Origin of the sequence: Pseudomonas guariconensis, from assembly GCF_040822035.1 — a bacterium.
GTDB classification, from domain to species: Bacteria; Pseudomonadota; Gammaproteobacteria; order Pseudomonadales; family Pseudomonadaceae; genus Aquipseudomonas; species Aquipseudomonas guariconensis.
On sequence record NZ_CP162012.1, the window covers coordinates 515,226 to 529,777 of the forward strand.

A 14,552-nucleotide genomic window follows, 5' to 3' on the forward strand; every position below is an offset into this window, starting at 1 on the left:
ACCACCCCCTCTTGCAGGCCCAGGCAGGCTATGTTGCCTGACTTGAGCGGTGCGAGGTCATTATGGCAGCCTCGCCCTTGGTCGGTGGAAGAAATAACGTGCGGCCTGAATCGTCAAAAGGTGAATTTTGTTGTGAACAGCAGACGGATCAGCTGGTGGTGCTGGGGCATGTTCGATGCCCTGTTGTTAATCGACTACATATTCAAAGCGATCGCCAGCGACAGGATTCCATTCGTTTCCGACGCGCTGCGGATTGCTGTGGTCGCCAGCGACGAAGGTACGGCGACCGCGGTGCTTTTTGCCTTGCGCTTGGGCCTGCTGGTGTCAGTGGGCATCAGTTGTGCGCTGTTTTTCACCCAGCGCAATGCCGTGAAATGGCTGGTGGGGTTGCAACTACCGCCCAGGCTGCTCTTTTTCATTCCCTCTGTTTCGGTCTTCTATCTGTACGAGGGCTATCAAGCGTCAGCACATCCGCTGATGTTCTTTTTGATCGTGCTGGCGTGTGAGCTGTTCAAAATCTGGACCCTCTGGTTCTTCGGTAGAAACCAGATGTCCACCTGATGGGTGAGCGGGAATCTGGCGTTGTAAACATAAAAAAGGAGAGCCGAAGCTCTCCTTTTTCGTTTACCGCGTTGGATCAGCCGATGGTCATGAGGCTGGCGTTGCCACCTGCTGCTGCGGTGTTGACGCTCACGGCGCGCTCGATTACCAGACGCTCCAGAGCGATCTGGTGGTCGCCGCTGGAGAGACCATGGACGCCGACGATGGCGCCGGCGCGCTTGGCCACTTGCTCGCACACGCCGCGCAGCTGGTCGGAGTCGCCGTGGTGGATGACGGCATCGAAGGCGACGTCGTCCTTCTGCCAGTCGGCCACCAGCTTGACCTTGGCCTGCAGCTCCTTCGGCAGGCGGGCACGCAGGCTCTTGCCGGGTTCTGCGTCGGCCCATACCGCCGAGCTGCCCACGGCCAGTACGGCAGCCAGTTGGGCCAGCAGGTCGGCATCGTTGTCGGCCAGGCAGAGCACGTGCTCACGTGGCAACACGGTATAGGTGTTGCGCTCGCCGGTCGGGCCGGGCAGCACGCGGCTGATACCGCTCTGGGACTGGGCGGCGAACTGGTCGCACAGGCTGGCCAGCTCACCCATCTGGCTGCTGGCAGCCCAGGTCTTGAGGGTGTGCAGCGGCTTGATCAGTTGGTCGCGCAGGACAGTATCGACCTTGCCTTCGCCGTCGACACGCTGGAAGTGGCGGGCGATGGCGTCGGCCGGGCGGGTCGACAGCAGGCGGTACAGGTAGAGCGGACCGCCGGCTTTCGGGCCAGTGCCGGACAGGCCTTCGCCACCGAACGGCTGGACGCCGACCACGGCGCCGACGATGTTGCGGTTGACGTACATGTTGCCGGCATTGACGTTGTCCACCACCTTGGCGATGGTCTCGTCGATGCGGGTGTGCACGCCCAGGGTCAGGCCGTAGCCGGAGGCGTTGATCTGCTCGATCAACTGGTCGAGGTCCTTGCGGTTGTAGCGCACCACGTGCAGGACCGGTCCGAAGATCTCACGCTTGAGTTCGTCGAAGCTTTCGAGCTCGATCAAGGTCGGCATCACGAAGGTGCCGCGCTTGATCTCTTCACCTTCGGCGATGGCGACCTGGTAGACCGTACGACCTTTGTCGCGCATGCCCTGGATGTGCTTCTCGATGCCTGCCTTGGCTTCGGCGTCGATGACCGGGCCGATGTCCACGGACAGACGTTCCGGGTTGCCCAGGCGGCTTTCGGCCATGGCGCCCTTGAGCATCTCGATCACGCGGTCGGCGGAGTCTTCCTGCAGGCACAGCACACGCAGTGCCGAGCAGCGCTGGCCGGCGCTGTCGAACGCGGAGGACACCACGTCAATGACCACCTGCTCGGTCAGGGCCGAGGAGTCGACGATCATGGCGTTCTGGCCGCCGGTCTCGGCGATCAGCGGAATCGGACGGCCTTGGTTATCCAGGCGGCCAGCAATGTTGCGTTGCAGCAGGCGAGCGACTTCGGTGGAACCGGTGAACATCACGCCTTTGACGCGCTCGTCACCGACCAGGCCGGCACCGACGGTTTCGCCGCGGCCTGGCAGCAGTTGCAGCACGCCTTCAGGGATACCGGCTTCCAGCAGCAGGCGCACAGCCTGGGCGGCGACCAGCGGGGTCTGTTCGGCAGGCTTGGCCAGGACCGGGTTGCCGGCGGCCAGGGCCGCGGCGACCTGGCCGGAGAAGATCGCCAGCGGGAAGTTCCACGGACTGATGCACACCACCGGCCCAAGCGGGCGGCAGCTGTCATTGCTGAAATCGTTGCGTGCCTGCACCGCGTAGTAGCGCAGGAAGTCCACCGCTTCGCGCACTTCGGCGATGGCGTTGGCGTAGGTCTTGCCGGCTTCGCGCACCAGCAGGCCCATCAGCGGCTGGATATCGGCTTCCATCAGGTCGGCGGCGCGTTCGAGGATCGCGGCGCGTTCGGCTGGCGGCGTGGCCTGCCAGATCGGAGCGGCGTTGAGTGCGCACTGGATGGCATTGTCGACGTCCTCGACAGTGGCTTCCTGCACGTGACCGACGACATCGCGGTGGTCGGCCGGGTTGAGCACTTGCACGGCAGGTTGCTCGCTGGCGGCGCAGGCCAGCAGCGGGGCCGCTTTCCAGTCATTGTGGGCAGTGGCCAGCAGTGCGCAGGACAGCGACGCCAGGCGGTGTTCGTTGGCCATGTCGATGCCGGCCGAGTTGGCCCGCTCGCTGCCATACAGTTCACGCGGCATAGGAATGCGCGGATGCGGCAGGCCGATGCTGCCCTCCTGGGTGCCCATGCGCTCGATGCTGGCGACCGGATCGGCGACCAGTTCCTGGATCGAGATCGAGTGGTCGGCGATGCGGTTGACGAACGAGGTGTTCGCACCGTTTTCCAGCAGACGACGGACCAGGTAGGCCAGCAGGGTTTCGTGGGTGCCGACCGGGGCGTACACGCGGCATGGACGATTCAGCTTGCCTTCGGAGACCTTGCCCACCACCTGCTCGTACAGCGGTTCGCCCATGCCGTGCAGGCACTGGAACTCGTACTGGCCTGGGTAGTAGTTCTGGCCGGCAATGTGGTAGATGGCCGACAGGGTGTGGGCGTTGTGGGTGGCGAATTGTGGATAGATGGCTTCCGGTACCGACAGCAGCTTGCGAGCGCAGGCGATGTAGGAGACGTCGGTGTACACCTTGCGGGTGTAGACCGGGTAGCCTTCCAGGCCCTCGACCTGGGCGCGCTTGATCTCGCTATCCCAGTAGGCGCCCTTGACCAGACGGATCATCAGGCGGTGGCGGCTGCGCTTGGCCAGGTCGATGACGTAGTCGATCACGTACGGGCAGCGCTTCTGGTAGGCCTGGATGACGAAGCCGATGCCGTTCCAGCCAGCCAGCGATGGCTCGAAGCACAGGCGCTCGAGCAGGTCCAGGGACAGCTCCAGGCGGTCGGCTTCCTCGGCGTCGATGTTCAGGCCGATGTCGTACTGCTTGGCCAGTTGAGTCAACGACAGCAGGCGCGGGTACAGCTCCTCCATCACGCGCTCGTACTGGGCGCGGCTGTAGCGCGGGTGCAGGGCGGAGAGCTTGATGGAGATGCCTGGGCCTTCATAGATGCCACGGCCGTGGGAGGCTTTGCCGATCGAGTGAATCGCCTGCTCATAGGAGGCCAGGTACTTCTGGGCGTCGTGCTCGGTCAGGGCGGCCTCGCCGAGCATGTCGTAGGAGTAACGGAAGCCCTTGGCTTCGAACTTGCTGGCGTTGGCCAGGGCCTCGGCGATGGTCTCGCCGGTGACGAACTGTTCGCCCATCAGGCGCATGGCCATGTCGACGCCCTTGCGGATCATCGGTTCGCCGCTCTTGCCGATGATGCGGGTGAGCGAGGAGGTCAGGCCGGATTCGTTGTGGGTGGAGACCAGCTTGCCGGTCAGCAGCAGGCCCCAGGTGGCGGCATTGACGAACAGCGACGGACTGTTGCCCAGGTGCGGCTGCCAGTTGCCGGTGCTGATCTTGTCACGGATCAGGGCGTCACGGGTGCCTTTGTCCGGGATGCGCAATAGCGCCTCGGCCAGGCACATCAGCGCCACGCCTTCCTGGGACGACAGGGAGAATTCTTGCAGCAGGCCCTGGACGATGCCGGCGCGGCCGCTGGCGCTCTTCTGGTTGCGCAGTTTCTCGGCGATGCCGGCCGCCAGCTTGTTGGTGGCCTCGGCCTGCTCGGTGGAGAGACGCGCCTGCTCCAGCAGCATCGGCACAACTTCAGGTTCCGGGCGACGGTAGGCGGCAGTGATGGCCGAGCGCAGGACCGATTGCGGCAGGATGCTTTCAGCGAATTCGAGGAAGCACTGGTGGCTGTGGTCGGGCTGGACGTCGCCGGCATCGTCGCCGAGGCTGGCGGCATGGCCGTTGAGTTCGTTCAGGGTGGCGCCACCCTCGAGCTTCTCCAGATAGTTGAAGATCGCTTGCTTGATCAACCAGTGCGGCGTGCGGTCGATGGACTGCGCAGCTGCTTTGAGTCGCTCACGGGTCGGGTCGTCGAGTTTGACCCCAAGGGTGGTCGTCGCCATTTCTTATCCTCGTTATTGCCACGGATGTGGCCTAAGCTGGCGGCAAGATTAGCTGTAGGACAATCCGGGTGCAACCGGGTGCAACCCGTTTTTTGATCGGCGTAGGTGCAACTCGTCCGACGGCTCCATGGGTGGCAGAAAAATGTACTTTCTTGGTGCTTTTTATTATGGAAAACCCGGTTTTTGAAACAAAAAGGTGCAAAGAAGCGGTTTTGTCTGAAAATGCAGGTGTAGGTGCAACTTGCAAATGAAAAATGGTTGCACCTCGTTCGTGTTGTTGCATAGGATGCGCCGCCTAGGTGCAACCGCCTTGCCGGCGGTCGCAAAACATAAAAACAACGCCAGGGCACAACCATGGGCAATCCACTCACGATCACCTTCGTGATCTACATTGCGGCAATGGTGCTGATCGGCTTCGCCGCCTATCGCTCCACCAAGAACCTCTCCGACTACATCCTGGGCGGTCGCAGCCTTGGTAGCGTGGTCACCGCGCTTTCCGCCGGCGCCTCCGACATGAGCGGCTGGCTGCTGATGGGCCTGCCGGGCGCTATCTATTTCGCGGGTCTTTCCGAAGCCTGGATCGCCATCGGCCTGACCGTCGGCGCCTACCTCAACTGGCTGTTCGTCGCCGGTCGCCTGCGTGTGCAGACCGAGTTCAATGGCGATGCCCTGACCCTGCCGGACTACTTCTCCAGCCGTTTCGAAGACAACAGCGGTCTGCTGCGGGTCATCTCGGCGATCGTCATCCTGGTGTTCTTCACCATCTACTGCGCCTCCGGCATCGTTGCCGGTGCCCGCCTGTTCGAAAGCACCTTCGGCATGCCTTACGAGACCGCCCTGTGGGCCGGCGCGGCCGCTACTATCGCCTACACCTTCGTCGGTGGCTTCCTGGCGGTGAGCTGGACCGACACCGTACAGGCTTCGCTGATGATCTTCGCGCTGATCCTCACTCCGATCATCGTGCTGATCTCCACGGGTGGCTTTGACACCACCTTCCTGGCCATCGAAGCGCAGAACCCTGCCAACTTCGACATGTTCCGCGGCGCGACCTTCATCGGCATCATCTCGCTGATGGGCTGGGGCCTTGGCTACTTCGGTCAGCCTCACATCCTGGCGCGTTTCATGGCCGCCGACTCGGTCAAGTCGATCGCCAAGGCCCGTCGCATCTCCATGACCTGGATGATCCTGTGCCTGGCCGGTACCTGCGCCGTCGGTTTCTTCGGTATCGCCTACTTCTCGGCTCACCCTGAGGTCGCAGGTCCTGTCACCGAGAACCATGAGCGTGTGTTCATCGAGCTGGCCAAGATCCTGTTCAACCCCTGGATCGCGGGTGTCTTGCTGTCGGCCATCCTGGCTGCGGTGATGAGTACCCTGAGCTGCCAGCTGCTGGTGTGCTCCAGCGCGCTGACCGAAGATTTCTACAAATCCTTCCTGCGCAAGAATGCTTCCCAGCGTGAACTGGTCTGGGTCGGCCGCCTGATGGTGCTGGCTGTGGCTCTGATCGCCATCGCCATGGCCGCCAATCCGGAAAACCGCGTACTGGGCCTGGTGGCCTACGCATGGGCAGGTTTCGGTGCCGCTTTCGGTCCGGTCGTGCTGATCTCCGTGCTGTGGAAGGGCATGACCCGCAACGGCGCACTGGCCGGTATCGTGGTCGGCGCCCTGACGGTGATTCTGTGGAAGAACTACGTTGGGCTGGGTCTGTACGAAATCATTCCGGGCTTCCTGTTCGCCAGCATCGCCATCGTAGTGGTGAGCAAGCTGGGTGCCCCGACCGGCAGCATGGTGTCGCGCTTCGAGAAAGCCGACGCGGCGTATCACGCCGAGAAGTGATCCTGCGTTAGGACAGCTGCTTGGTTCGCGGCAAGCCCGTTCCCACAGGCTCCAGTTGCCTGGGGGGCGGGCTTGACCGCGAGTGCAGCATGCGCCGATCGACAGCCAGGCCTGACTCCGCCTGCCTGACAAGGTAAACTTGTCGCCCCCGCAGGAGTTGCCATGAACTATCGTCACGCCTTCCACGCCGGCAATCACGCCGACGTCCTCAAGCACATCGTGCTGACTCGCCTCATCGCCCTGATGTCGCGCAAGGAGCAGTCGTTCGCCTACATCGATACCCATGCCGGCCTCGGTCTGTATGATTTGCAGGGTGACCAGGCGACCCGCACCGGTGAGTACCTCGAAGGTGTCGCCCGACTGTGGAATCGCGAAGACCTGCCGGCCGTCACCGCTGACTACCTGCGAATCATCAAACGCCTGAATCCGGACGGCGAGCTGCGCTATTACCCCGGATCCCCGGAGCTGGCGCGGCGCCTGATGCGTCAGCAGGATCGGGCGCTACTCAACGAGAAGCACCCCGAAGACGGCCCGCTGCTCAAGGAAAACATGAAGAAAGACCCGCGGGTGGTCGTGCACCTGGGCGAGGGCTGGCACGTGCCTCGGGCATTGCTGCCGGTGCAGGAGAAGCGCGCGGTGATGTTGATCGACCCGCCTTTCGAGCAGGCCGATGAGCTCAAGCGCTGCACCGTGGCGATGAAAGAGGCGATCGGCCGCATGCGCCAGACCGTCGCTGCGATCTGGTACCCGATCAAGGATCAGCGATCGCTCACGCGGTTCTATCAAGACCTCACCAGCACCGGGGCGCCCAAGCTGCTGCGGGTCGAGTTGTATGTCCATCATCAGGACAGCCCCCAGGGTCTCAATGGCTCGGGCCTGGCTATCGCCAACCCGCCGTGGGGTCTGGAAGAGGAGCTGCGCGAGCTGTTGCCGTGGTTGGCCAAGGAGCTGGCGCAAACGGCCGGCAGCTTCCGCATGGACTGGCTGATCGCCGAGTGACAAGGGCCTGTTGCGCAGCCATGCCAGGCTGCGAACTCGCTCGTGGTACAGCGCTGCTTCCTGTAGCCCCTTCCAGCAATCGCACCCCCTGCTGTTTGCGTTATAATTCCGCCCTTTAGCCGCCATCCGCCTGCAAGGCCGATGGCGCATCCCTACCGAAAGAAGAGGCTAGACCCTTGGCATTGACGATTCTTGGCCTGTCCGGCGCCCTTAGCCATGACCCTTCCGCGGCCCTGTACATCGACGGCAAACTGGTTGCCGCCGCCGAAGAAGAGCGCTTCGTGCGTGACAAGCATGCGAAGAACCGCATGCCCTACGAGTCGGCGAAGTTCTGCCTGGAGCAGGCCGGCATCAAGCCGTCCGACGTCGACGTAGTGGCCATTCCGTTCGCCCCCATCAGCCTGTTCGGCAAGGCGCGCTGGCACTATGCCAAGCGCTACTGGTACGCCCCGGACCGCGCCCTCGACGCGATCCTGATGGGCAACCGTCGCTACAAGCGTTACCGCAAGAAGATCGTCTGGTGCCTGGAGCAACTGGGCTTCGACCCGAAGAAGATCAAGATCGAACCGGTCGAACACCACCTGGCCCACGCCTCCAGCGCCTACCACTGCTCGGGCTTCAAGGAAAAGACCGCGATCCTGGGTATCGACGGCAAGGGCGAGTACGCCACCACCTTCTTCGGCTACGGCGAGAACGGCAAGATCCACAAGATCAAGGAGTTCTACGATCCGGACTCCCTGGGTGGCCTGTATGGCGCGATCACCGAGTTCCTCGGTTTCGAGATGCTCGATGGCGAATTCAAGGTCATGGGCATGGCGCCCTATGGCGACGCCAGCAAGTATGACTTCTCCCGTCTGGCCAGCTTCGAGAACGGCGAGCTGGTGATCAACACCGAGTACGCCAACGTCATTGGCCTGCGCCGCTATAAAGAGAAGGGCAAAGGTTTCTACTTCTCGCCCAAGCTGATCGAGTGGCTGGGGCCCAAGCGCGAAGGTGACATCGCCGACGAGCCATACATCCACTACGCCGCGAGCATGCAGGCGCTGTTCGAGAAGCTCGCGCTGCAAATGATCGACTACTACCTGGGCGACATCCTCAAGCAGGGTGGCAAACTCGCCTTCGCCGGCGGTTGCGCGCTGAACGTCAAGCTCAACCAGAAAATCATCGCCCGCCCAGACGTCAAGGAACTGTTCGTGCAGCCTGCCTCGGGCGATGCCGGTACCGCCGTCGGTGCCGCAGCGTATGTTTCCCACGCCCGCGGCGTGCCGGTCGAGAAGATGGAGCACGTCTACCTCGGCCCTTCGTACTCCAACGAAGACGTGATCGCCGCCTGTGCCCGTCATCCAAATGCACCGAAATGGCGCAAGATCGACGACATGCCGCAGCGCATCGCCAAGATCATGGTCGATGGCAACCCAGTGGCCTGGTTCCAGGGCCGCATGGAGTTCGGCCCGCGTGCGCTGGGTGGTCGTTCGATCATCGGTTGCCCGAGCGTGCCGGGCGTGGCCGACCGGATCAACGAGCAGATCAAGTTCCGCGAGCGCTGGAGACCCTTCTGCCCGTCGATGCTCGACACTGTAGGGCCGCAGATGATCAAGGTCGATCACCCCGCGCCGTTCATGACCTTCACCTTCGAGGTCGCCGAGGAATGGAAAACCCGTGTGCCAGAGGTGGTCCATGAGGACGGCACCTCTCGCGCCCAGGTGCTCAAGCGTGAATACAACCCGCGTTACTACGACATGATGAAGGCCCTCGAGGACCTGACCGGCAACGGCGTGTCGCTGAACACGTCGCTCAACCGCCGTGGCGAACCCATGATCTGCTCGCCGACCGATGCCCTGAACATGTTCTTCGGCTCGGACCTGCAGTACCTGATCATGGAGGACATCCTGGTAGTCAAGGACGGCGCGGCGCCTTATGACCAACCGCTCTGAACGGCGCGTCCTGCAGTTCTGCCACGGCTATGACGGGCCATTCCTCGATTGCGCCCGTCAATATGCCAGTCTGTTCCAGGGCAGCGGCTACAAGGTCACCACGGTCTTTCTCACCGGAAAGGCCGACCCCCAGGTAGCCGCAGGCTGCGCGTCGGACGAAGTGCTGTTTCTGGAGTTCAGCTCCAAGGCCGTACGTGGCCTGAAGCTGGGCGCGATCGCCGCGTTGCGCAAGATCGCCGCGGCCCGCGACTTCAGCTTCTGCATCGCCCACCGCTTCAAGCCGATCTATGTGGCGCTGCTGGGTACCCGCCTGCCGGTGATCGGCGTGCACCATGCGTTCGGTGACTACCAGCGCGGCGGTCGGCGCCTGTTCGCCAACTTGTTCAAAAAGCGTCTGAGCCTGCTCGGCGTTTCCGATGCGGTGCGTGACGACATGCGCCGTTGCCTGGCGCAGTGGCCGATCGAGCGAATCCAGACACTGTACAACCGCATCGATGTCCAGGGGCTGCAGGCCGGCCTGGTGCCTCGTGAGGAGGCGCGCCGGGCGCTGGGGCTCGATCCGCAGGCCTGGGTCGTCGGCAACGTCGGTCGCCTGCATCCCGACAAGGACCAGGCCACTTTGCTTCGCGGCTTTGCCGAGGCGCTACCCGATCTGCCAGCTGGCGCCCGTCTGGCGATCCTGGGAGAGGGCCGCCTGGAAGCTGCGCTCAAAGCGCAGGCGGCGCAGCTGGGTATTGCCGGTCAGGTGGATTTTCTGGGCCAGGTGCCCAATGCGCGGCGCTATTTCCAGGCGTTCGACGTGTTCGCCCTGAGCTCCGACCATGAGCCGTTCGGCATGGTTCTGCTGGAGGCGATGGTTGCCGGCGTACCGCTGCTCGCCACGGCGTGTGGTGGAGCCCTCGAGGTGGTTGAAGGTGTGGGCGTGCTGTTCCCGCTTGGGGATGCCGCTCAGCTGGCCCAAGGCCTGAAGCATATGGCCGGGCTGGATGCGGCGCAGCGCCAGGCGTGCGCCGAACACATGCTACAACGCCTGCATGAGCGATTTTCCGACCAGGCCGTACGCGAGGCCTTCTGGGCCTTGCCGCAGGTGCGGGCATTGGTGGCGGAGGCGTGATGCTCAATCATATCCGGGCCCTGCGCGAGCGCGGCTGGTCCGTCATCGACGGTCAGGCCTACGCCGATGCCTGGCATCGTTTCGGCGGCAGTGTCGCCACCCATCCGCAGGTGGTCGAGCAATTGGCGGACCTGGCGCAGATCCCTGTGCGTTACCTGGGTTGGCACCACGCTGGCGAGCTCAAGGCTGCTATTCCGACTTGGGGGCGTCACCTGGCGCTGTCCAAGGACGTGCTCAAGCGCCACGGTAAGAAGGGGCTGTTCGACCTGGGCAATGCGGAAATCATCCTGCCCGCAGCTCCCGATGCCAGTGCGCCACTGCGCCATGCGGCGCGTTATCTTTCCGAGTTGAACCAAGGTCGATTCACTGGGCTCAAGGCGCAAGCCGAGCAGTTGGCCATGGCCCGTGCCCATGAAGACTTGTCGAAGAAGTTCCGTTACAACCAGCGCCGCGAGCTGCGCCTGCTGGAAGAGGCGGGCGGTGTGGTGCGGCCGATCAGCGACTTCAGCGCGACCGAAATTGCCGCCATCTACTGCGACCTGTTCATGCGCCGCTGGGGGTTCCCGGCCACGGGCGCGGCGCGTATGGCTGAGGTGCTGGAGCGCCTGCGTGACCTGTTGATCGGCTCGGTGTTGCTGCTCGATGGGGCGCCGATCGCGATCCAGCTGGTGTACCGGGTCGAGGCGCCGGAATGGATCAGCGTCGAATACATCAACGGCGGTGTCGACCCAGAGACCAAGGCCTTCAGCCCGGGCAGCGTCCTGAGCTTCCTCAATACCCAGGCTGCCTGGGAGGACGCCAGGGCGCGCAACAAACCGCTGCGATTCTCCTTCGGTCGCGCCGACCGCGAGTACAAGGACCGCTGGTGCAACCCGGTGCCGGTGTTCCAGTCGTGAGCCGCAAGCAGCAGTTGCTCAAACGCCATCGGCGCAACAAGCGCCTGGGGCTGCTGGCCGGGCTCATGGTGCTGGCCGCCCTGGGGGTATTGACTTGGTGGTGGCTGCCACTGGTGCTATTGCCGCTGGTGTGGATTGCCCACGAGGCCTGGTTCGCTGATCACCTGTTCTATTCGCCCTCCGAAGACTATGCCTACCGCTTCGGCGAATTGACCCGCCAGGCCGCTGCGCGGCTTCAGGGTGACCGGCTCCAGGTCGATGTGCCACTGGCAGGCGATGAGACGCTGATCCTCGAAGTACGGGTCAAAGCCAACTGGTTGGGGCGTTTTCTCGACCCGCAGGTGCTGCTTGATGGTGAGTCCGAGCAGGACTGCCAGACTTTCGAACGCGGCGTCGATGGTGTCCGCTTCCTGAACCTGACCGGTTTCGCCGCGCCCCTGATGGCGGGTGTCTTGCGTTTGCGCGGTCGCCACTGTCGGCTGGTCGGCGAGCCTCGCCTGTGGATAACCCCCTCGGTTGAATTGCACAAGCGCCGTGTGATGGTCATCGCACCCCATGCAGATGACGCTGAGCTTGCTGCCTATGGCCTGTATAGCCAGGCCGAAGAAGCCTGGGTGGTCACCCTGACCGCAGGTGAGATCGAGGCCGAGCACTATCAGCAGATGGGCCTGCCCAAGGCTGAGGCGGCGCGCCTGAAGGGCCGTCTGCGCGCCTGGGACAGCATCGCGGTGCCGCGCTGGGCGGGCGTGCCTGAGGCGCGCTGTGTGCAGTTGGGCTATTTCTGTCTGCAATTGCCGGCGATGCAAGCGGCGCCGGACATGCCGGTGGGCTCGCGTGAGGCGGACATGGCCGACATCCGCCCCTTCCGCCGATTCAACCCCTTCGACTTGCCAGGTGATGCCGATGGTGCACCGACCTGGAACAACCTACTGGCCGATCTGCGCGCCGTCCTGGAGCGGGCGCGGCCCCAGGTGCTGGTGATGCCACATCCACAGCTCGATCCACATCCGGATCACATCTGTGCCCAAGCGGCGGTGCTCGAAGCGTTGCAGGGCCTGGACTGGCAGCCCGAGACGCTGCTGTGCTACGCCAACCACCTGCACGACAATGACCGCTGGCCGATGGGTGACAGCGGCGACGGCGTTGCCTTGCCCCCGCAGTTGAGTGCCGACCAGGTCTGGGCACCCTGCAGCCAGGTATTGAGTCTTGCCATCCAACGCGACAAGGCCATGGCCTTGGGCATGATGCATGACCTGCAGCCCAGCGCGCCGTTCAAGCGTCGCTTGCGGCGTGCCCTGCAACGCTGGCTGGCCGGACGCAAGCCATCGCCTTATGGCGAGAACGAATTCTTCCGCAAGGCGGTACGCCGCCACGAGCTGTTCTGGCGTCGCACGTTTGAGCGCGACGAATGATTGAAGGCGCAGAGGCCCAAGCAAAGCAATGAAAGTCCTATTTCTGGTGCAGAAGGAGCAACGGGCGATCCTCGACCGCCTGTACGATGGGGTGGCCGCCAATTGCGATTGCGACCTGCGCTGGCTGAGCAGCGAGGACCAGCGCAACCTGCGCCGCTACTTCAAGCGCGAGGTGGATGTCACGCGCTATGACCGGATCGTGTTCTTCCTACGCTTCAAGCAGGAGATCCGCCAGGTCCCGTTCATCCGCAGCGTGCCCAACCTGGTGATTCTCGAGCACGACGCCTACCAGAACTACATACCGTGCAAGTACACCGGCAAGTTCAGTGCGCATTATCGCCAGTTGCCGTGGGCTCGGGTGATCAGCTCCGGCTATATGGTCAGCGAGCGCCTGCGCCAGGAAGGTTTCGACGCAGTGTTCGTGCCCAAGGGTTACGACGAGCAATTGCTCACAGACCAGGGGCGCGAGCGCGATATCGAGCTGGCCTTCGTCGGCAGCACTGGAAGCGTCGCCTACAGTGGTCGCAAGGCGTTGCTCGATGAGCTGGGTCAGGTGGAGAACCTGGTGGTCACCCGCACCAAGTCCGGCGAGGACTACTGCAATACGCTCAACCGCATTCGCTTCTTCGTCAGCGCCGATGTGGGCATGGGCGAATATATGATCAAGAACTTCGAGGCCATGGCCTGTGGCTGCGTGCTGCTGGCCTATGACCAGGGCGAGGCGGAGAACCGTGCACTGGGTCTTGAGGACATGCACAACGTGGTGCTGTACGACAGCATTCCGACCTTGCGGGAGAAATTGGCGGTACTGCGCAACGACCCCGAACTTGCCGAGCGCATCGCGCGTAATGGTCGTGAGCTTGCGGTGTCACGCTTTAGCTTCGCCCAGGTAGGACGCAGCATCGTCGAGCATCTGGTACCTGCGCTGCGTCCGCATCCGCCGCTGACCCGTTGGCAGCGTCTGCGCCTGGCACTGGGATTCTGACCGGCTTCTATTACCTGGGGCTCGGCGGCGGCTTCCAGCGGCTTCCAGCTGCCGGGGCCGGTGTGCGGCCCAGCGCAGTCTTGGTAGGTGCTGGCGAAGCGGCCCCAGGACCTGACAGCCGCTATCGATTAGCAGGCCTCAATGGGCCAGCAGGGCAGCCTCGAAATCGGCGACGGGGAACTGATTGGCGAGTTTTTCTCGCTCGATGTAGCGCGCCATGTGCTGGACGTTGCGCCGAACCATTCGCGCCGAAAGCGGTGCACGCAGGAAGCGCATGTCCGCCACATCGATCAGCCCAAGGCGCTGGTCGGGTGTCATTACCACGTTACCCAGGTGCAACGAGCGGAAATAAATGCCCGAACGGTGCAAGTGACGGATCAACTCGATCAGTTGAGGCATAAGGGCGTCCCAACTGAACCCAGGTTTGCGCGACAGCTGCAGCAGTGTTTCGCCCGGCAGTGGGCGGTACAGCACGGCGGTGCGTCCTGGCAGTTCGAGCTTGTGGTGGCTGATCACCTGCAGGGTCGGGATCCCCAGTTGCGTCAGGCGTGCCGCATTCTCGACGAAGCGTTGCGAGTAGGGGCGCAACAATGCAGATGAAATCAAACGCTTGCGACGAAAGATTTTAAGGATATTGCCATTCCCTAGCAGGTAGACTTTGGCGCCGTAGCTATCTGCCTCTAGAACCTTGGCACCGAGTGTCAGCTGATCGAAGTCGACCTGGGAGAGCCGGGAGCATTGCATGGGTAGGGCCTTGTCGTCTGGCAAGCAAAATGACCGGCAATAAT

General features: G+C 63.1%; 10 protein-coding genes. 8 read left to right on the forward strand and 2 right to left on the reverse strand.

Going from position 1 to position 14,552, the window contains the following annotated elements:
* Positions 1 to 168: 168 nt before the first annotated feature.
* A complete protein-coding gene (locus AB1N67_RS02360; RefSeq protein ID WP_367863505.1) occupies positions 169 to 561 on the forward strand; it encodes a hypothetical protein in 393 nt (130 codons plus the stop codon).
* A gap of 76 nt (positions 562 to 637) precedes the next feature.
* On the opposite strand, the gene putA is transcribed toward AB1N67_RS02360, so the two are convergent.
* Positions 638 to 4,591, reverse strand: a complete 3,954-nt coding sequence (putA, locus tag AB1N67_RS02365) for a trifunctional transcriptional regulator/proline dehydrogenase/L-glutamate gamma-semialdehyde dehydrogenase (RefSeq protein ID WP_367863506.1) — start codon at positions 4,589 to 4,591, stop codon at positions 638 to 640.
* A gap of 354 nt (positions 4,592 to 4,945) precedes the next feature.
* On the opposite strand from putA, the gene putP reads away from it, so the two are divergent.
* The 7 genes from putP (at position 4,946) to AB1N67_RS02400 (ending at position 13,764) form a co-directional block, all read left to right on the forward strand.
* Complete coding sequence (gene putP, locus AB1N67_RS02370; RefSeq protein WP_043207301.1) at positions 4,946 to 6,424, forward strand: sodium/proline symporter PutP; 1,479 nt, start codon at positions 4,946 to 4,948, stop codon at positions 6,422 to 6,424.
* A gap of 162 nt (positions 6,425 to 6,586) precedes the next feature.
* Positions 6,587 to 7,423, forward strand: a complete 837-nt coding sequence (locus tag AB1N67_RS02375) for a 23S rRNA (adenine(2030)-N(6))-methyltransferase RlmJ (RefSeq protein ID WP_367863507.1) — start codon at positions 6,587 to 6,589, stop codon at positions 7,421 to 7,423.
* A 176-nt stretch (positions 7,424 to 7,599) separates the two neighbouring features.
* Positions 7,600 to 9,357, forward strand: a complete 1,758-nt coding sequence (locus AB1N67_RS02380; protein ID WP_043207308.1) for a carbamoyltransferase — start codon at positions 7,600 to 7,602, stop codon at positions 9,355 to 9,357.
* Positions 9,341 to 10,471 carry a glycosyltransferase gene (locus AB1N67_RS02385; RefSeq protein ID WP_182817054.1) on the forward strand — a complete coding sequence of 377 codons (1,131 nt, stop codon included), beginning with the start codon at positions 9,341 to 9,343 and terminating at the stop codon, positions 10,469 to 10,471. The genes AB1N67_RS02380 and AB1N67_RS02385 overlap by 17 nt, the downstream gene beginning before the upstream one ends.
* Positions 10,471 to 11,367 carry an antimicrobial resistance protein Mig-14 gene (locus AB1N67_RS02390; protein ID WP_182817056.1) on the forward strand — a complete coding sequence of 299 codons (897 nt, stop codon included), beginning with the start codon at positions 10,471 to 10,473 and terminating at the stop codon, positions 11,365 to 11,367. Before AB1N67_RS02385 ends, AB1N67_RS02390 begins: the two co-directional genes overlap by 1 nt.
* Positions 11,364 to 12,779: a PIG-L deacetylase family protein gene (locus AB1N67_RS02395; protein WP_182817058.1), complete on the forward strand. Its 1,416-nt coding sequence runs from the start codon at positions 11,364 to 11,366 to the stop codon at positions 12,777 to 12,779. The genes AB1N67_RS02390 and AB1N67_RS02395 overlap by 4 nt, the downstream gene beginning before the upstream one ends.
* 28 nt (positions 12,780 to 12,807) lie before the next feature.
* Positions 12,808 to 13,764, forward strand: a complete 957-nt coding sequence (locus AB1N67_RS02400; protein WP_043207315.1) for a glycosyltransferase — start codon at positions 12,808 to 12,810, stop codon at positions 13,762 to 13,764.
* A 138-nt stretch (positions 13,765 to 13,902) separates the two neighbouring features.
* Here the strand turns inward: AB1N67_RS02400 and AB1N67_RS02405 are convergent, their stop codons facing one another.
* On the reverse strand, positions 13,903 to 14,508 hold the full coding sequence (locus tag AB1N67_RS02405) for a toluene tolerance protein (protein WP_043207317.1): 606 nt from the start codon (positions 14,506 to 14,508) through the stop codon (positions 13,903 to 13,905).
* Positions 14,509 to 14,552: the final 44 nt, after the last annotated feature.

Bases quoted from the DNA above. Each gene is read 5' to 3' on its own strand.
- AB1N67_RS02405 (WP_043207317.1), bottom strand. From the start codon at position 14,508: ATGCAATGCTCCCGGCTCTCCCAGGTCGACTTCGATCAGCTGACACTC.
- AB1N67_RS02390 (WP_182817056.1), top strand. From the start codon at position 10,471: ATGCTCAATCATATCCGGGCCCTGCGCGAGCGCGGCTGGTCCGTCATC.
- AB1N67_RS02375 (WP_367863507.1), top strand. From the start codon at position 6,587: ATGAACTATCGTCACGCCTTCCACGCCGGCAATCACGCCGACGTCCTC.
- putA (WP_367863506.1), bottom strand. From the start codon at position 4,591: ATGGCGACGACCACCCTTGGGGTCAAACTCGACGACCCGACCCGTGAG.
- AB1N67_RS02400 (WP_043207315.1), top strand. From the start codon at position 12,808: ATGAAAGTCCTATTTCTGGTGCAGAAGGAGCAACGGGCGATCCTCGAC.
- AB1N67_RS02360 (WP_367863505.1), top strand. From the start codon at position 169: ATGTTCGATGCCCTGTTGTTAATCGACTACATATTCAAAGCGATCGCC.
- AB1N67_RS02385 (WP_182817054.1), top strand. From the start codon at position 9,341: ATGACCAACCGCTCTGAACGGCGCGTCCTGCAGTTCTGCCACGGCTAT.
- putP (WP_043207301.1), top strand. From the start codon at position 4,946: ATGGGCAATCCACTCACGATCACCTTCGTGATCTACATTGCGGCAATG.